Source organism: Rhizobium sp. 862_C5_N1_2, assembly GCF_051811205.1.
GTDB classification, from domain to species: Bacteria; Pseudomonadota; Alphaproteobacteria; order Rhizobiales; family Rhizobiaceae; genus Rhizobium; species Rhizobium leguminosarum.
In genome coordinates, this window is sequence record NZ_JBPWPT010000001.1 from 13,415 (window position 1) to 31,153 (window position 17,739).

A 17,739-nucleotide genomic window follows, 5' to 3' on the forward strand; every position below is an offset into this window, starting at 1 on the left:
TTATATCTGCGGCAAAGTGACAAATTTTGCCCCAAAAACGCAAAAAAGGCGGCCTTTCGACCGCCTTTCGAATTCTGCGATGGTCGTCGTTCAGTCGGCGTCGGCTTCAGCTGCCAAAGCTTTCACCAGCTCCACGACCTTGCGGCGAACCTTGGGATCGGAAATTTTGACGAAGGCGCGGTTGAGCTGCAGGCCTTCCGAGGAAGACAGGAAATCGACGACGTAATTCGAACTGGAGGCTTCGGCCATGCCCCCGCCGGCAGAATGTTCGCCGGGCGCGTCCTCGAAGAAAAAGGACACCGGAACATTGAGGATGTTCGAGATGTTCTGCAGACGGCTTGCGCCGACGCGGTTGGTGCCCTTTTCGTATTTCTGGATCTGCTGGAATGTGATGCCAAGGCTTTCGCCAAGCTTTTCCTGGCTCATGCCCAGCATCGTACGACGGAGGCGAATACGGCTGCCAACATGGATGTCGATCGGATTCGGCTTCTTTTTGTTTTCAATCATGGTCGTGCCCTAGCTAAGAATTTCAACCTGTTTCTAACCGGCATGCCCCTGATCCATCCCAAAACGCCACGTTGCAAGCGGTGAGGAACCCACCTTCAAACATACGTTAAGAACGCCGATTGTCATCACTATGCAATTTTAGGGGTTTTTGGTCAATTCAACCCGGAAATAAAACCTCTGCGAGAAATTAGCGCAATCAGAATCAGCAGCGCCTCGGTCAACCAGAAGTAAGTTTGCCGGGGGTATGTTGTTCCGCGCCCGTCGCTGATACTATCGAGCGTTGTATCGATGAAGCCGGTTTCCGCAAGATCGAGACCCGCAATAATTTCCCCATGGGCATTCACCAGCGCTGAAATGCCGCTATTGGCATCACGAATCAGCGGCAGGCCGGTTTCCACGGCCCGTACCCGCGCCTGCTGGAAATGCTGGTAGGGGCCGGGCGTCGCGCCGAACCAGGCATCATTGGTGATATTGAGGATCGCGTTGGCGTCTTTTATGTCGCCGGTCATTTCATCGGGGAAAATGATTTCGTAGCAGATCAGCGGATAGAGATTGAGCCCGCCGGGCAGCGTCAGCAGGTGCCGGCTTGCCGCGGCCGAAAACCCTCCCGGCATCTCGACGACGTTCTGGATGCCGAATCCGGTGAGCACGTCCTCGAAGGGCAGATATTCGCCGAAAGGCACCAGATGCACCTTGTCGGAGGCGGCGATGATCTGGCCGCGGCCGTCGATCACGTAAATGGAATTATAGTAGCGCACCGGGGTGCCCGGTCCCATTTCCTCGGCGCGTACGGCGCCGGCGATCAGGATCTGATTGTCGTCAAGCGTATCGGCGATCCGCGTCAGCGCATCCTGGTTGTCGGTCAGGATGAAGGGGATCGAGGTTTCCGGCCAGACGATGATATCGGGCTTGCGCCCGCCATTCTTCGGCGCTTCGGCTGACAGCTTCAGATGCGTCTCGAAGATCGCGGCGCGGTCGGCGTCGTTATCCATCTTCGCCGCCTGGTCGATGGCCGGCTGCACCAGCCGCACCACCGGCCGTTTGTCCTCTGGCAAGGCGTCCGGCCGCGGCGCGAGATGGAGAGCATAAGCGCCATAACCGAGATGGGCGGCAAACAGCAGGACGGCGAGTGCGATGCCCGGCCGCGCCCCTTGCCGTGTCCCGGCAAGGGCAGGCGCGGAAAAGACGAAGACGGCAAGGGCCGTCACCCCCATCGCCCCGATCACATGTGCCGACTGCATCATCAGCGGAACCGGCATCATGCCGTAGCCGATGGCATTCCAGGGAAAGCCGGTGAGGATCACGCTTCGAAGCCATTCCATCAGCCCGAAGCCTGCCGCAAGGGCGGCGATCCGCCCCATGCCATCTGACCAGAAGATGCGGGCAAGGGCAGCCGCCAGCCCGTAGAAGATTGCAAGACAGGCCGGCAGCCCGAGGATTGCCAGCGGCAGCGCCCAGGCGAATTCTTCCTGATCGACCAGCAGCGCATGGCCGAGCCACCAGAGGCCGGCGACAAAATAGCCGAAGCCGAACAGCCAGCCGGTGGCAAACGCCGGCCATAGCCTGCCGATCAGGCCGCTTTCAGGCGAAGCCGCCGCCCCGTCGATCAGCCAGACGAGCAGTGTGAAGGAGACGAACATCGCCGCGAAAAAACCGATGGGCGGCAGCGCCAGAACCGCGAATGCCCCGGCGGCGATGGCCAGCAGCGACCGTTTGAAACCCCAGACGAGGATAACCCTGTCCGCAAGCCGCTCCATGCGCACTCCCATCAAACCGCGAATCAACCCGTTCGCAGTCTTTCAAAAAAGCGGCTCTTTGTCCCGTCAGTTGGGTGCTGTCAGTTCGCGGTCGATTCCGCCGGCCGGTCGTCGCCGGCCTCGGAGCCGGGGGAGATGTCGCCATCCAGCTTGGTCCGGCGGCGGATCGCATGGCGCTTGCGGGTGATGCGCAGCCGCTTGATGCGGCGCGGATCGGCGTCGAGGATGTGGAATTCGAAGCCCGGGAGCGCCTGGACGACTTCGCCGCGCACCGGGATGCGGCCGAGCGCCGAGAAGATCAGGCCGCCCAGCGTATCGACCTCGTCGACCTGCTCGCTGATGTCGAAATCCGGCCCGATCGCCGCGGCGATCTCTTCCAGTTCGACGCGCGCGTCGGCGATGAAGACGTCTTCGGCGACGCGCTTGAACATCACCTCTTCGTCGTCATGTTCGTCGTCGATGTCGCCGACCACCATCTCGACGATGTCCTCATGCGAGGCAAGCCCGTCGGTGCCGCCATACTCGTCGATGACGAGCGCCATCTGCGTGCGGTTCACCTGCATGCGACGCAACAGGTCGGACGCCAGCATCGACGGCGGCACGAACAGGATCTTGCGGATGATACCGGCCTCGGCCAGCGTCTTTTGCAGGTCGACGCGGGCGAGATCGAAATTCGTCTTGGCCGAACGCGTGGTCTTCTGGATGTTTTCGGGCGCAACCTCGATCGCCGGCACGGCAACGGCCGGTTTCGTCGGGCCGCGGCGCTTGTTGCGCGCCTGCTTGGCGACGTAGGAGAGCAGGTCGCGGATATGGACCATGCCACGCGGATCGTCGAGCGTATCGGCATAGACGGGCATGCGCGAGCGGCCGGATTCCTCAAAGAGGATCATCAGCTCGCCGATGGTGATGTTCTGGTCGACCGCCTCGATATCGGCGCGCGGCACCATGACGTCGGCGACGCGCACCTCGCGAAAGCGCAGGATGTTGTTGAGCATCGCCCGTTCGTCGGGCGAAAAGGCGTCGTCGCCCGCCGCATCGGTCATCAGCGCGTCGGCGAGATCCTCGCGCAGTCGCGAGCCCTGCTGCGGGCGAAGGATGCGCGCGGCGCGCGACCAGAAGGATTGCGATCGGCCGGATGGCCGACTACTACTGCCTGCCTCGTCCGAAGAGGAGGATGACTCGGAGTCCTTGGCGTCTGCCGCCGGCTTCGTCGTAAAGTCGCTCATGGTTCCATTTTAAGGTCTTGACCCTCGTAGGGATCAGATAGGCCGAGCTGGGCCAAAATGCGAGTCTCCAGCCCCTCCATAATTTCGGCTTCGGCACTATTCATATGGTCGTAGCCGAGAAGATGCAAGAAACCGTGCACCAGAAGGTGGGTCAGGTGGTCGTCGAAACTCTTTTCCAGCTCGGCCGCTTCCCGCTCCAACGTCTCCCGGGCGATGATGATGTCGCCGAGCATCGGGCCGGGCATCTTGCCGGGCTGAACCGGAAAGGCCGGAAAGGACAGCACATTGGTCGCCTTGTCCTTGCCGCGCCATTCGGCGTTGATGTCCTGGATCGAGGCATCGTCGGTGAAAACAAGCGAAACCTCGGGCGGCATCGTCGGGAAGGGCTGCTTCTCGCTGTCGCGGAGATAGACCACCGCGGCACCGAGCACGCGTTCGCAAAACGACAGCAGCGTCTCCTCGCCGGGCCAGCCGACGTCCTCGACGCTGATCTGGATGTCGAGTTCGGCCATCAGTCCTGCCGGCTGACTTCTTCGGTTTCGACGGCGTAGGTGGAATCATAGGCCCTGACGATGCGCCCGACCAGCGGATGGCGGACGACGTCGGTATCCTTGAAGCGCACGATCGAGATGCCTTCGACGCCGTTCAGAAGCTGCAAGGCCTCGACGAGGCCGGATTTGACGCCGCGCGGCAGGTCGATCTGGCTCGGGTCGCCGGTTACGATCATGCGGGCATTTTCGCCAAGACGCGTCAGGAACATCTTCATCTGCATCGACGTCGTGTTTTGCGCTTCGTCGAGGATGATGGCGGCGTTGGCGAGCGTGCGGCCGCGCATGAAGGCGAGCGGCGCGATTTCGATGACACCGGCGGTGATTGCTCGATCGACCTTGTCGGCAGGGATCATGTCGTAGAGCGCATCATAAAGCGGGCGAAGATAGGGGTCGACCTTTTCCTTCATGTCGCCGGGCAGGAAGCCGAGGCGCTCGCCGGCCTCGACAGCCGGGCGCGACAGGATGATCTTTTCGACCGCGCCGCGCTCCAGGAGCTGAGCGGCATGGGCGACGGCGAGATAGGTCTTGCCGGTGCCGGCCGGGCCGACGCCGAAGACAAGCTCGGCGCGTTCCAGCGCCCTGATATAGGCATCCTGGGTCGGCGTACGGGCGATGATCGTCTTCTTGCGTGTGGAAACCTGTGCCATCGTCAACTTGGCCTTGCGCTCCATGGTTGGCAGGCTGAGCTGATCGTCGGCGGCGACCGCCATACGGATTGCGCCCTCGACGTCGGATCGTTCCACGCTGCCGCCTTTCTGAAGTTTTTCATAGAGATAGTCGAGTGTGCGCCGCGCCTGGTTGGTGGTCACGATATCGCCTGTGATGACGACCGAATTGCCGCGCGCCCGTGCATCGATGTTCAGCCGTTGCTCGAGCAGTTTGAGGTTCTGGTCGAATTGACCGAAGAGCTCGCTGGCGAAGCGGTTGTTCTCGAACGTCAGGACGAAGTGATTGGTGTCGCTCGGCGTGCGGGGGTGGCGCGGTGAAGAAGAAACCAATTCTTGTCCGTTCAAGCGGTCGGGCTCCTTAGGTTAAACCGCAGCCTCTGCGCGTTCGGCAAACAGGCTGTTCGTTCCGGTTCCTGTGATTCGCACTTTGATAATGTCACCGATTTGCGATGCTTTTGCATCAACATTCACAGATTGAAGCCAGGGAGAACGTCCGATTAGTTGTTCCGGCATGCGACCGGGCTTTTCGAGCAACAGGTCAATCTCTTTGCCGATGCAGGATTCGGCAAATTCCTGCTGCTGCTTCAGGAGAAGCATTTGCAGGCGTTCCAGCCGTTCTGCCTTGATCTCTTCCGGCACCTGGTCCTTCAGTTCCGCGCCGGGTGTGCCCGGCCGTGTCGAGTATTTGAACGAGAAGGCCTGTGCATAACGGACCTCCTCCACAAGCCTCAGTGTATCCTCAAAATCCTTGTCTGTCTCCCCCGGAAAGCCGGTGATGAAATCGCCCGACAGCGCGATGTCCGGCCGTACCGTGCGGATGCGCGCAATCAGCGCCAGATATTCGGCCGCCGTGTGACGCCGGTTCATCGCTTTCAGGATGCGGTCCGAACCTGACTGCACCGGCAGGTGCAGATAGGGCATCAGCGCCCTGAGGTCTCGATGGGCATTGATCAGCCGGTCGTCCATGTCGCGCGGATGGCTTGTGGTATAGCGCAGCCGGGCAAGGCCGGGGATCTCGGCCAGCCGGTAGAGCAGGTCGCCGAGGCTCCATGCCTCGCCCCGCGGCCCGGCGCCGTGCCAGGCGTTGACGTTCTGCCCGAGCAGGGTGATCTCGCGCACCCCGCTTTCGGCGAGCTTTTCGGCTTCCTCGACGATCTGGGAAACCGGCCGCGACACTTCCGAGCCGCGTGTATAGGGCACGACACAGAAAGTGCAGAACTTGTCGCAGCCCTCCTGCACCGTCAGGAAGGCGGTAACGCCGCGGGCGCGGATCTTTCGGCTCTCGGCGATCGGCAGGTGCTCGAATTTGTCTTCGATCGCATATTCGGTATCGACGACGCGCTGGCCTTGTTTGGCCCGGCGCAGCGCCTCCGGCAGACGGTGATAGGTCTGCGGGCCGATGACGACGTCGACGGCAGGCGCGCGGCGCAGGATCTCCTCGCCTTCGGCCTGGGCGACGCAGCCGGCAACGCCGATCATCATCTCCCGGCCGTCCGCCGCCTTCTTCTTTTTCATCTCGCGCAGCCGCCCGAGCGCCGAATAGACCTTCTCGGCCGCCTTCTCTCTGATATGGCAGGTGTTGAGGAGAACGAGGTCCGCCTCTTCCATATCTTCCGTCGGCTCATAGCCGTCGCGGGCGAGGGCATCGCTCATGCGCGTCGAATCGTAGACGTTCATCTGGCAGCCATAGGTCTTGATGAAGACCTTGCGGCTGTTGCTGCCGTCGCGGAGGGCCTCGTTGGAGCCCTCGTGGGGGATTGCCTGCGGGGCCTGGAGAAGGGCGCTGTCCTGTGTCATGGCGCGCTATTTAGTGGTTTTTGACGCCGGAGAAAATCGAAATCTTGTTTTAGAGCCTTTCCTGGTCAGAATGCTGCAATCTGACAAGGAAAGGCTCTAGGAGATTTCCCGCCCGCGCAGTCGGCTGTTGAGGAGGTTGCGGATGCGCAAGGCAATCGTCGCGCTCACCTCCTTGCGGCTGGTATCGGCACGGTAATCCACCGCCTCACCGAAGGAAACTTCGGCGTCGATGGCGCCGCAGCGCACGATATCGATGAGATGCGGCAAGAGGTCGAGATCCCCCGGCCAGGCGGCGAGCCGCCGGTGATAGCGCCCCATGGCGATGCCGTGCACCCTGGTATAGGCAACCGCCACCGGCTGCACCACGACGGTTCCCGTCGGCGACGTCGGCACCGCCATTGCGGCAGCGCCGAACAGCGACGACTTGACCTCCAACAGCCGGTTGCCGTCCGAGGTCGTGCCCTCGGGGAAGAGCACGACGATCTCACCGTCGGCCATGCGCCCGGCGATCTCGTTTGCCTGATGGCCGGTCTTGCGCCGCTCCTCACGCACGACGAAGACGCTCTTCTGCAGCTTGGCGAGCGTGCCGAAGATCGGCCAGGCGCGCACCTCGATCTTGGCAATGAAGACGACGTCGGCAACGGCCGACATCACCATGATATCCAGCCAGGAAGAATGGTTGGAACAGAGCATCAGCGGCCGGCGATCTTCCAGCTTGCCGCTCACGCGGACGCGGATGCCGAGGCAATAGCAGACGATCCGGTGCCAGACGCGCGGCAGGCTGCGGCGCAGCCGCCAGTCGAAACGCAGCGCCAGCACCTGCAGCGGCATGAGCACGATGCTGACGGCAAGGATGACGACCGCGGCAAAGGCGATGCGCAACCAGGCGATCAAATGCTGGTCTCCCGGGCTGCCATTGCTTCAGAGGTCTTCCTTCTTCAACGGCACGCCGTAGAGCTCCAGCCGGTGGTCGACCAGCCGGAAGCCGTGCTCGCGGGCGATGCGCTCCTGCAACGCCTCAATCTCCGGCGAGCGGAATTCGATGACCGTGCCGGTCTTCAGGTCGATCAGATGGTCGTGGTGTTCTTCCGGCACCGTTTCGTAGCGCGAGCGCCCGTCGCGGAAGTCGTGCCGGGCGATGATGCCGGCATCCTCGAACAGCTTCACGGTGCGATAGACGGTCGAGATCGAGATCTTCGCATCGACCTTCACCGAGCGGCGGTAGAGTTCTTCGACGTCGGGATGGTCTTCCGAGTCTTCCAGGATGCGCGCGATCACGCGGCGCTGCTCGGTCATGCGCATGCCGCGTTCGGTGCAAAGCTCCTCAAGGGTCTTGGCTACATCAGTCATCGCCGGCCTATAGAGACATTCGTGTTTCGACAACGCCGCACGGCATTTGCGCCGGCCTGCATGTCATCTTGCTGCCAGGGAACTACCGAAGAACGCGCTTCATGACAAGCGCCGTGGAGAGGGCGCCGTTTTCCTGTCTGTAGTAACCCTGACGTTCGCCGACCTTTTCGAAGCCGAGCTTGCGGTAGAGGCCAAGCGCTGCCGTATTGCCGTTGTCGACCTCGAGAAACATGCTCTCGCCGCCGCGCGACCGCGCTTCCCGCATCGCCGCCTGCATCAGCCGCCAGCCCAGTCCGGCACGGGCGACCTTCGCCTGCACGGCAATGGTCAGGATTTCCGCCTCACCGGCGACATGGCGGGCAAGAATGAAACCTGGAAGCGGCTTTTTCAGGATGGCATTGGTCTGGCGCGCGACGAAGCCGAACACAGTGTCCTGCATCAGCAGGCCGTGAAATTCACCGTCGCCCCAGGGCCGGGCGAAGCGCTCGCCGTGCAGGACGGCGACATCGCGGCAATCCTCGCGCTCCATGGCGATGATCTCGAATTCCGGTTTCAACGTCAGATAGGCTTCCAGCATCGTCATACTCGTCGCGCAATCGCGTATCCGGCCTGCGGTTTGGCATCGGGTCCGCGCAGATAAAGGGGCTTCGGCTTTCCGGCATCGGGGGAGGCGGCAGCGCCCAGGCGCGCCACGATGGAGATCGGGAACCTGTTGGTGTGATCGCCGCCGGCGTCGGCCTTCAGCAGCGCCGTCGCCGAACCGGTGATCTCGCCGTCGAAGCCGGCAGCAAATGCCTGTGCTTCTGCAACGCTGACTGCCCGTGGCGTGTCGAGGGACGAACCGTCGGCTGCGAAGGACTGGAGGTAGATCTCGTCGCGCTTGGCATCCATCGCCGCCAGCACGGCGCGATGAGGCGTCTTGTCGCGCTGGGCTGATGCCATGACTTCGAGTGTCGTGATGCCGACGGCCGGCACATTGAGGGAGAGCGCAAAACCGCGGGCTGCGGCAACACCGACGCGGATACCGGTAAAGGAGCCGGGACCGATGGTGACGGCAAGGCGGTCGATATGAGAAAGTGCCAGTCCCGCCTGATCCAGCGCGCGATCGACGATACCAATCAGATGTTCAGCATGCCCCTTGCCGATCATGTCCGATGCCTCCCCCAGCACCGTATCCCTGCCGCTGTCATAGACGGCGGCAGCGCAGTCCACACCTGCCGTGTCGAGCGCCAGAATGATCATGCCATCAATTTCCGAATAAACTAGTGTCGCCTATCGATAAATCCGTTCGGCCGAACCTGAGGTGAACGGCCGGACGAATTCAAGATTTTTAAGCGGCAATCACTTCCTGCACTTCCGGAACGAAATGGCGCAGCAGGTTCTGCACGCCGTGCTTCAGTGTTGCCGTCGAAGACGGGCAGCCGGCGCAGGAACCCTTCATGTTCAGATAGACCTTGCCGTCCTTGAAGCCGCGGAAGGTGATGTCGCCGCCGTCTTGGGCAACGGCCGGGCGCACGCGGGTTTCCAGAAGCTCCTTGATGGTCAGCACGATCGATTCATCGCCTTCGTCGAAGAATTCGTCGCCGGCATCGGCGTCTTCGGAAAGGATGGAGGCATCGCCCATGACCGGCTTGCCGGACATGAAGTGCTCCATGATCGAGCCTAATATAGCCGGCTTAAGATGTTGCCAGTCGGCATTGTCCTTGGAGACGGAAATGAAATCATAGCCGAAATAGACGCCGGTGACGCCTGAAATTTCGAACAGGCGGGCGGCGAGCGGCGAGGCTGCAGCCTCCTCAGTGCTGCGGAACTCGGCCGTGCCGTTTTCCATCACCACCTTGCCCGGCAGGAACTTCTGCGTGGCAGGGTTCGGCGTGGCTTCGGTCTGAATGAACATCTGGTTCTCCATGCGGCCGGCCCATGGTCTCGGCCGTCTTTAGAATTCTTCAAAAGAAGATAAGCCGATTGACGGCTCTAATCAAGAGACTTGTACTCAAGAAAAGCTAGAACAGGATGATTTTAGGCCAAGTCGGCCTAAAATCTGAATCCTGTTCTAAATTAAATAGTTAGAGCATGATGTCGTCCGAAAACCGCTCACACTTTTCGGCATCATGCTCTAGCAGAGGGCATCGATTTCCTCGTTGGTCAGCGTATCCGGCAGCACGGTGACCGGGATCGGAAACGCCGCCGCGCGGCCCGCGACCGAGGAGACCAGCGGCCCTGGACCTTCCTTCGCCGAACCGGCGGCCAGAACCAGGATCGCCACATCGCGGTCTTCCTCGATCACGGCGTTGATCTGTTCGGCAGCACCGCCCTCGCGGATGACGACCTCAGGCTCGATGCCGATGGTCTCGCGCACGATCTGGGCGATCTTGGCAACGACCGCCTCGGCCTCTTCACGCGCTTCGGCCCGCATGATTTCTTCGACGCCGAGCCATTGCTGGAAATCCCCATCCGGGATCACATAGAGCAGCACCAGCCCGCCATTGGAATTCTTCGCGCGCCGGCCGGCATAATGAACGGCGCGTTGGCATTCGGGTGTGCCGTCAATCACCGCCATGAATTTGCGGCGGTGACCTTCGAGCCGTGAGAGTCGCTTCGATACCATGGCGCGGACTCTGACACCCGAAGCGGAAAATTTGCAAGTCCAGTTTTTGCCCTGATGCCCGAGAAGAAATCCTCTTCTCCCCGGGGGAAGGTCGCCTTCTCCCCAGCGGACGGTCCCCTTCTCCCAGGCGGAGAGAAGAGAAGATTTATCTCAATAGAGGAAGCCGATGACCTCGCGCACCTGTTGCATCGTCACTTCGGCACGGGCCCTGGCGCGCTCGCCGCCCTTGCGCAGGATCGCGTCGATATGGCTGGTATCGTCCATCAGCCGGCGCATTTCGCCGGTGATCGGCGCCAGCACGTGGATCGCCAAATCGACCAGCGCCGGCTTGAAGACGGAGAACTGCTGGCCGCCGAATTCGGCCAGCACGTCCGCCTTCGACTTGTCGGCGAGTGCGGCATAGATCGCCACCAGATTGTCGGCTTCCGGACGGCCCTGCAGCCCGTCAATCTCGCTCGGCAAGCCGTCCGGATCGGTCTTGGCCTTGCGGATCTTCTTCGAGATCGCATCCTCGTCATCCATCAGGTTGATGCGCGAGAGATCGGAGGGATCCGATTTCGACATTTTCTTGGTGCCGTCGCGCAGCGACATGACGCGCGGCGCCGGCCCGCCGATCAGCGGCTCGACCATCGGGAAATAGGCATGCACCGGCTCGTTGCCGACGGTGATGTCGACGCCGTAGCCGGTCCTGCTGATATGCTCGGCATAGTCGAGGTTGAACTTCATCGCGATGTCGCGGGCAAGCTCCAGATGCTGCTTCTGGTCCTCGCCAACCGGCACATGGGTGCCGCGATAGACGAGAATGTCGGCGGCCATCAGGCTCGGATAGGCGTAAAGGCCGAGCGAGGCCTGCTCGCGGTCCTTGCCGGCCTTGTCCTTGAACTGCGTCATCCGGTTCATCCAGCCGATGCGGGCAACGCAGTTGAAGATCCAGGCGAGTTCGGCATGCTGCGGCACGGCCGACTGATTGAAGACGATATGCTTTTCCGGGTCGATGCCGGCGGCGATGAAGGCAGCGGCGATCGAGCGCGTCTGGCTCGGCATGTCCTCGTGCACGAGCTGGGCGGTGAGCGCATGCATGTCGACGACGCAGTAGATGCAGTCATTGCCTTCCTGCAGTGCCACGAACCGGCGGATCGCGCCGAGATAATTGCCGAGATGCAGATTGCCGGTCGGCTGCACGCCGGAGAATACGAGTTTCTTGAATTCGCTCATGTCGTCCTCAATAGGCTGGTGGAGGGCCCCAGGGCTTTGCGCCCATGTTGCTAACGCGGCGGCTTATGCACGGCCGACCGGTCGCAATCAAGGGGTTCAGGCAGCCGCGTGTTGGATCAGATCGAAAGTGTTGCCGTAGGGATCCGCAAAGACCGCCACCGTGCCGTAAACCTCATGACGCGGCTCTTCCAGAAAGCGCACGCCGACTGCCAGCATCGCGGCATGGTCGCGGGCGAAATCGTCGGTCTTCAGAAAGAAGCCGACACGGCCACCCGTCTGATTGCCGATGGCCGCGCGCTGCGTCTCGTCTGCCGCTTGCGCCAGCAGAAACGCGGCTCCATCCCCACCCCTCGGCTTCACCACCACCCAGCGCTTGCCCTCCGGCTGCAGCTCGTCCTGAAGGCAAGCGAAACCGAGACCATCGCAATAAAAAGCCTTGGCGCGGTCGTAATCGTCGACCACGAGGGTGACGAGGAAAAGAGACTGGATCGTCATGTGCTGCCTCGCGTTTGAGATGTTTATTCCACTTTTGAGCCACAATTCCCCGGATTTTAAGCCGAATTGATCAACCGACTTACTCATAATTGAGTATAAAATTTCACAAAAAAGCTTTTTTTGAACCGAAAATCCTGCGCCTGGTGCCGGCGCCGTTGGGGTCGCTGGATAGCCGATCGGAGCGACCATGCAGAACGCAATTTTGCTCGCCATGGCAGGCCTTTTCGCCTTTCAATCAGCAACGGGTGCCGTCGGTCAAGACATGAAAAGGCATGGCGTTCATCTTCCAAAACATCAGGCACGTCTCGCCTATACGGTCCAGACAGTCAGCGTTCGTGCCGGCTGCTTTCCAGGGCGCCTGCGAGCGGTCCTGTCGCATATTGCTGCGAAGACCGGCCGACGCCCTGTGATAACCTCGGGCCACAGGCCGCATCCCCGCCGCCATGGGTCGCTGCACGGAAAATGTCTGGCGGCCGATATCAGGATGCCCGGCCTGTCGGAACGCACGATCATTGCTGCCGCAAGAAGCGCGCCGGGCATCGGCGGTATCGGCAGCTATTGCAACGGCATCATCCATGTCGACGTCGGACCGCAAAGGCGATGGGTCGATTGCTGAAGCAATGCCAGGAAAAGTGCGACCTCACCCGTCCTTTGCCGGCGCCGGCTTGCGGTTCAGATTGCGTCGGATCATGCCGAGATTTGCCCCGCCGACCAGGAAAGCGGCGGCGAAATAGATCAGCATCGCAATCGCAATCAGCAGCCCGAGGGTACCGATCTTGGTGACAAGCGGCGCGCCGGAGGCAAGCCAGGGCGCCCAATATTGCTTGAGGAAGACGATGGCAGCACCCATGACGGCCGCGGCGACGATCAGCAGAGCCGTGCGCTTTGCCAGCGCCCATTCCCATGTCAGGTGGCCGCGGCGCAAAAGCGTGGTGAACAGCAGCACGGTGCTGATCCAGCCGGCAGTGGCTTCGGCAACCGCGATGCCGGGCGCGCCCATATAGGGGAAGAGGGTCAGCGCCGTGGCGCAGTTGGTCGCAACCGCGATGGCCGAAAAGCGCATCGGCGTCTTGGTGTCCTCGCGGGCATAGAAGCCGGGCTGCAATGCCTTGATCAACACGAAGGCCGGCAGGCCGATGCCGTAAATCGCCAGGATCGAGCCGACGACGGCGGTATTTTCCTGATGGAAGGCGCCGCGCTCATAGAGCACACGGATGATCTCGTCGGACAGGATCCAGAGCGCGAAGGCGGCGGGGATTGTCAGGAACAGCACGAATTCGATCGAGCGGTTCTGCAGGTTTCCGGCCTCGCGCAGGTTGCCACCCTTCAGCGCCCGGGCCAGTTCCGGCAGAAGCACCACGCCGACGGCGACGCCGACGACGCCGAGCGGCAGCTGATAGATGCGGTCGGCATATTGCAGTGCTGCGATCGCGCCGTCGCGGGACGACGCAATCGCCTGGCCGATCAGCTGGTTGATCTGGGTTATGCCGCCGGTCACCGCAGCCGGCACAGCCAGGATCAGCAGCCGCTTGACGTTCGGCGTCATCTTCGGAAAGCGGAAGCCGATGCTCATGCCGGCCGCAAGCACGCCGACATAGACGACGGCAAGCTGCAGGACGCCTGCGGCAAGAACGCCCCAGGAGAGGTACCAGGCCGTCGCCAGCGGATCGGCGCCGGTATAGAGCGCATAAAACAGCGCCCCGATCATCACCACGTTGAGGAAGACGGGCGCGATGGCGGCGGCGAAGAAATGATGCAGCGAATTCAGCATGCCGCTCATCATCGCCGTCAGCGACATGCACATCAGATAGGGAAACATCACCGCCGCCATGCGGATCGTGATCGAGAACTTGTCGGGATCGTCGGCAAAGCCCGGCGCGATGACGAAGCGCACCAGCAGCGGCATGGCAAGCTCCATCACGATGGTGATGAGGAGCAGTACCGAAAACAAGACGCCGAAGACTTCTTCCGAAAAACGCTTGGCGCCATCCGTGCCGTTCGCCTCGATCTCCTTGGCAAAGAGCGGCACGAAGGCGGCGTTGAAGGCGCCCTCGGCAAACAGCCGGCGGAACAGGTTCGGAAAGCGGAAGGCGGCGTAGAAGACGTCGGCCATCGGTCCGGTGCCGAGGGCCGCAGCCATCAGCGTTTCGCGGGCGAAGCCGAAGATGCGGCTGCCGAGGGTGGCGCCGCCGACGGTCGCGAATTTCTTGACGAGGCTCATGCGTTTGGGCTCATGCGTGGTGGCTCATATGGGGGAACCGGCCTTCTTTTCGGTGGTAGGCGGGGTCCGGGCGGTGGCGGCAGGCGCGATGATGCCGGAGGGCATACGCTCGCGCAATTCATCCTCCTCCTCGGCCATGACCGCCTTCATCCGGGCGGTGATGTTGGCGCGCTTGCTGTCGCCTGATATTTTCTGGCCGACCAGATCGGTGACGTAGAAGGTGTCGATCACCTTCTCGCCGAAGGTGGTGATGCGGGCCGACTGGATGTCAAGCGACAGATCAGAGAGCACGGCGGTGATCTCGGACAGCAAACCCGGCCGGTCGAGGCATTCGACCTCGATGACGGTGAACTTGTTCGACAGGCTGTTGGTGATGTTGACCGACGGCGGAATGACGAATGCCTTGCTTTTCTTGCGATTGCGCGCGCGCGTGGCGATGACTTCGGGCAGCCGCTTGCGGCCGGATAGCACGTCCTCGATCATCCGTCCGATCGTGGCCGCCCGGCGCAGTTCGTCGGCATCGTCGGTAAATTCGCGGCTGACATGGATCGTGTCGAGCGCCCGCCCGTCCGATGTGGTGAAGATCTGGGCGTCGACGATGTTGGCCCCGGCCGCAGCACAGGCGCCGGCAATGACGGCGAGCAGTCGCGGATGGTCGGGCGACAGCACGGTGATCTCGGTGATCGCGTGGAAACTGTCGGTGCGCACAGTGGTGGCGAGCGCCTGGCCCGCCTTATCCGACTGGCGGATGAAATGGGCATGACGGACCTGGTCTTCCAGCGGCACGGAGAGCAGATAGGGCTGGTAGTGCAGCTTGGTGTAGGTATTGCGGTCCTTCTGGCTCCAGTGGGCGAGTGCTGAATGCAGCGCCTCGGCGGCGGCATTGGCCCGCTCCTTGCGGGAGACCTCCGAAAAGCCGCCGGCCAGCAGCAGCTCGGTCTCATAATAGAGCGTGCGCAGAAGCTGGCCTTTCCAGCCGTTCCAGACGCCCGGACCGACGGCACGGATATCGCAGATCGTCAGGATCAAGAGCATCTTCAGCCGGTCGAGCGACTGCACGCGGTCGGCGAAATCGGTGATCGTCTTGCGGTCGGTGAGGTCGCGGGTCTGCGCCACCATCGACATGGTCAGATGTTCCTCGATCAGCCAGACGACGATCTCAGTCTGCTTCTGCGACAGGCCGAAACGGGCGCAGAGCTTGCGGGCGACGCGGGCGCCGGCGATCGAATGATCCTCCTGGCGGCCTTTGGCGATGTCGTGAAGGAGAACGGCGACATACAGCGCCTCGCGATCCTCGATGCCGGGCATCAGCTTGTTGGCGAGCGGATGCAGATCCTCGGCGCGCCCCTTGTCGATCTCGGAGAGAATGTCGACGGTGCGGATCAGGTGTTCGTCGACCGTGTAGTGATGATACATGTTGAACTGCATCATCGCGACGATCTTGCCGAATTCGGGGATGAAGCGGCCGAGCACGCCGGCCTCGTTCATCCGGCGCAGGATGAGCGCCGGATCACGCTTCGACGTCAGGATCGACATGAACAGGCGGTTGGCCTCGTCATTTTCCCGTAGGCTGTTGTCGATCAAAGCGAGTGAACGGGTGACGCGTTTCAGCGCGTCCGGATGGAATTCGAGCCCGTTGATGTCGGCGACGTGGAAGAGCCGGATGATGTTGACCGGATCGCGCTTGAAGACTTCGGGCTCGGCGAGCGCGATGCGGCCGCGGTCTTCGACGAATTCGACGCTGCCGGCGATCTTGCGGTTGCGATGGGTGAAGCGGCTGATGACGCCGGTGAGGCCCGGGATCGACTTCGCCTGCTGGTCTTCGAGCGCGGCGCAGAGGATGCGCGTGAGGTCGCCGACATCCTTGGCGACGAGGAAATAGTGCTTCATGAAGCGCTCGACGGCCGAAAGGCCCGGGCGGGTGTGATAACCGAAGGCTTCGGCGATCTCGCGCTGGATATCGAAGGACAGGCGCTCCTCGGCCTTGCCGGTCAGGAAGTGCATATGGCAGCGCACCGCCCAGAGAAAATCGTCGGCTTTCTCAAGCAGACGGTATTCGTGCTTGGACAGCACGCCGAGCTTGACCAGTTCCGCCTGGTCGCGCACGTGATAATAATATTTCGAGATCCAGAACAGCGTGTGCAGGTCGCGAAGCCCGCCCTTGCCTTCCTTGACATTCGGTTCGACGAGATAACGCGTGTCGCCGGCCTTGCGGTGGCGTTCGTCGCGCTCGGCCAGCTTGGCGGCGATGAATTCGGGACCGGTGCCGGTGACGATCTCCTTGTCGAAGCGGGTCTCGAGCTCGGTTTCCAGCCGCTGCAGGCCGCAGATGTAGCGCATCTCCAGGATGGCGGTGCGGATGGTCATGTCGGACTTGGAAAGCGCGATGCATTCCTCCACCGTGCGGGTGGCATGGCCGACCTTGAAGCCCATGTCCCAGAGCACGTAGAGCATGAATTCGACCGCCTTGTGCGTCTCTTCCGCCGGCCTCGGCAGGAAGAGGAACAGCAGGTCGATATCCGAGCCGGGCGCCAGCGTGTCGCGGCCGTAGCCGCCGACGGCGGTCACCGCGAACTTGTCCTTCTGGTGCGGAAAGATATGGGCGGTGGCGAAATTGTAGAGGGCGGCGATGATCTGGTCCTGCAGCCAGGAAATCCGGTAGGCGCAATTGAGCCCGCCGCCGTCGGCCATCAATGCGGTGCGCGCCTTCTGCCGACCTTCCGTGCTCGCCTTCTTCAGCACGGCCAGAAGATCGGCGCGCAGGATGTCGGGCCGGTTGCGGTTGGCCTCGGCAACGGCGTCACACTGCTTCTGCAAGAGCTCGACGTCGAGGATACTGGAGAAATCGAGGTCGCGCATCGCTGTCGCCGGGACGGTTTCCTGTTCATGCCGGGCTGCCGGTTCACGGCCTGCCGCTTGTTTCGTCTGCATGCGCTATAGCCCCTTTGCCCGGCGATTGACACGGGCTTTCATACTGCAAGAACCTTTAAATTTGGCGAAATGGTGTTGGTTCGCTGCAAGATGCAAGGGCGCTTTGACGCAAGGCGCCGGCTTTCCCGAAATCCTCAGCCGGCGGCTCGCGCATTCAGCAAATGCAGAACCTGCCGTGTCTCGCGCATGATCTCTTCAAGCGCCTGCCTGTCGCATTCGCGATAGCCCGCCTTGGCGATCGACGTTCCGAGTTCGCAGATCATCGCGCAACAGCGGGTGATTTTCAGCATGCCGATCGGCGAAGTCCAGCCGCGCGCGTTGCGGTCCTTGTCGGCGCGCCGCATCGTATCGAGCATGGAGCAGATGAGCGAGAGGCGCTCGGTTTCGCGAACCAGTTTTTCCATGAACATGGC

18 protein-coding genes are annotated in these 17,739 nt (G+C 61.9%); 1 reads left to right on the top strand and 17 read right to left on the bottom strand.

Features of this window, described 5'->3' with window-relative positions:
- Positions 1-90: 90 nt before the first annotated feature.
- The 14 genes from ACD590_RS00080 to ACD590_RS00145 form a co-directional block, all read right to left on the bottom strand.
- A complete protein-coding gene (locus tag ACD590_RS00080) occupies positions 91-507 on the bottom strand; it encodes a helix-turn-helix domain-containing protein (protein ID WP_018244494.1) in 417 nt (138 codons plus the stop codon).
- Positions 508-659: 152 nt separating this feature from the next.
- Positions 660-2,264: an apolipoprotein N-acyltransferase gene (lnt, locus tag ACD590_RS00085; RefSeq protein WP_439001904.1), complete on the bottom strand. Its 1,605-nt coding sequence runs from the start codon at positions 2,262-2,264 to the stop codon at positions 660-662.
- 80 nt (positions 2,265-2,344) lie between these two features.
- A complete protein-coding gene (locus ACD590_RS00090; protein WP_018244496.1) occupies positions 2,345-3,490 on the bottom strand; it encodes a hemolysin family protein in 1,146 nt (381 codons plus the stop codon).
- Positions 3,487-4,002: an rRNA maturation RNase YbeY gene (gene ybeY, locus ACD590_RS00095; protein WP_018244497.1), complete on the bottom strand. Its 516-nt coding sequence runs from the start codon at positions 4,000-4,002 to the stop codon at positions 3,487-3,489. Before ybeY ends, ACD590_RS00090 begins: the two co-directional genes overlap by 4 nt.
- Positions 4,002-5,054, bottom strand: coding sequence for a PhoH family protein (locus tag ACD590_RS00100; RefSeq protein ID WP_018244498.1), 1,053 nt, complete (start codon positions 5,052-5,054; stop codon positions 4,002-4,004). The genes ybeY and ACD590_RS00100 overlap by 1 nt, the downstream gene beginning before the upstream one ends.
- 18 nt (positions 5,055-5,072) lie before the next feature.
- Positions 5,073-6,506, bottom strand: a complete 1,434-nt coding sequence (miaB, locus tag ACD590_RS00105) for a tRNA (N6-isopentenyl adenosine(37)-C2)-methylthiotransferase MiaB (RefSeq protein WP_439001905.1) — start codon at positions 6,504-6,506, stop codon at positions 5,073-5,075.
- 96 nt (positions 6,507-6,602) lie between these two features.
- Positions 6,603-7,400 carry a lysophospholipid acyltransferase family protein gene (locus ACD590_RS00110; RefSeq protein ID WP_047617281.1) on the bottom strand — a complete coding sequence of 266 codons (798 nt, stop codon included), beginning with the start codon at positions 7,398-7,400 and terminating at the stop codon, positions 6,603-6,605.
- A 27-nt stretch (positions 7,401-7,427) separates the two neighbouring features.
- Entirely contained in the window at positions 7,428-7,856 is a 429-nt protein-coding gene (locus tag ACD590_RS00115) for a Fur family transcriptional regulator (protein WP_003544875.1), read from the bottom strand.
- An 82-nt stretch (positions 7,857-7,938) separates the two neighbouring features.
- Positions 7,939-8,439, bottom strand: a complete 501-nt coding sequence (locus tag ACD590_RS00120) for a GNAT family N-acetyltransferase (RefSeq protein ID WP_018244501.1) — start codon at positions 8,437-8,439, stop codon at positions 7,939-7,941.
- The gene (gene tsaB / locus ACD590_RS00125) at positions 8,436-9,098 is read right to left on the bottom strand and encodes a tRNA (adenosine(37)-N6)-threonylcarbamoyltransferase complex dimerization subunit type 1 TsaB (protein ID WP_018244502.1); all 663 of its coding nucleotides are present in this window, start codon (positions 9,096-9,098) and stop codon (positions 8,436-8,438) included. Before tsaB ends, ACD590_RS00120 begins: the two co-directional genes overlap by 4 nt.
- An 88-nt stretch (positions 9,099-9,186) precedes the next feature.
- Positions 9,187-9,753 carry a NifU family protein gene (locus ACD590_RS00130; protein ID WP_018447786.1) on the bottom strand — a complete coding sequence of 189 codons (567 nt, stop codon included), beginning with the start codon at positions 9,751-9,753 and terminating at the stop codon, positions 9,187-9,189.
- Positions 9,754-9,972: 219 nt separating this feature from the next.
- The gene (locus ACD590_RS00135) at positions 9,973-10,464 is read right to left on the bottom strand and encodes a universal stress protein (RefSeq protein WP_003544884.1); all 492 of its coding nucleotides are present in this window, start codon (positions 10,462-10,464) and stop codon (positions 9,973-9,975) included.
- 150 nt (positions 10,465-10,614) lie between these two features.
- Complete coding sequence (gene trpS, locus ACD590_RS00140) at positions 10,615-11,679, bottom strand: tryptophan--tRNA ligase (RefSeq protein WP_439001906.1); 1,065 nt, start codon at positions 11,677-11,679, stop codon at positions 10,615-10,617.
- A gap of 96 nt (positions 11,680-11,775) precedes the next feature.
- Positions 11,776-12,174, bottom strand: a complete 399-nt coding sequence (locus ACD590_RS00145; RefSeq protein WP_028731679.1) for a VOC family protein — start codon at positions 12,172-12,174, stop codon at positions 11,776-11,778.
- Between the two features lie 187 nt (positions 12,175-12,361).
- Between ACD590_RS00145 and ACD590_RS00150 the strand changes: the two genes are divergently transcribed.
- Positions 12,362-12,790 carry a YcbK family protein gene (locus ACD590_RS00150; protein WP_018244506.1) on the top strand — a complete coding sequence of 143 codons (429 nt, stop codon included), beginning with the start codon at positions 12,362-12,364 and terminating at the stop codon, positions 12,788-12,790.
- Positions 12,791-12,814: 24 nt separating this feature from the next.
- Here the strand turns inward: ACD590_RS00150 and murJ are convergent, their stop codons facing one another.
- From murJ to ACD590_RS00165, 3 genes are all read right to left on the bottom strand, one after another.
- Complete coding sequence (gene murJ / locus ACD590_RS00155; protein ID WP_131631068.1) at positions 12,815-14,395, bottom strand: murein biosynthesis integral membrane protein MurJ; 1,581 nt, start codon at positions 14,393-14,395, stop codon at positions 12,815-12,817.
- A 24-nt stretch (positions 14,396-14,419) separates the two neighbouring features.
- Positions 14,420-17,326: a [protein-PII] uridylyltransferase gene (locus tag ACD590_RS00160; protein WP_439001907.1), complete on the bottom strand. Its 2,907-nt coding sequence runs from the start codon at positions 17,324-17,326 to the stop codon at positions 14,420-14,422.
- Positions 17,327-17,460: 134 nt separating this feature from the next.
- Positions 17,461-17,736 (bottom strand): hypothetical protein, encoded by a 276-nt coding sequence (locus ACD590_RS00165; RefSeq protein ID WP_018244509.1) that lies wholly within the window; start codon positions 17,734-17,736, stop codon positions 17,461-17,463.
- Between the last annotated feature and the right edge of the window lie 3 nt (positions 17,737-17,739).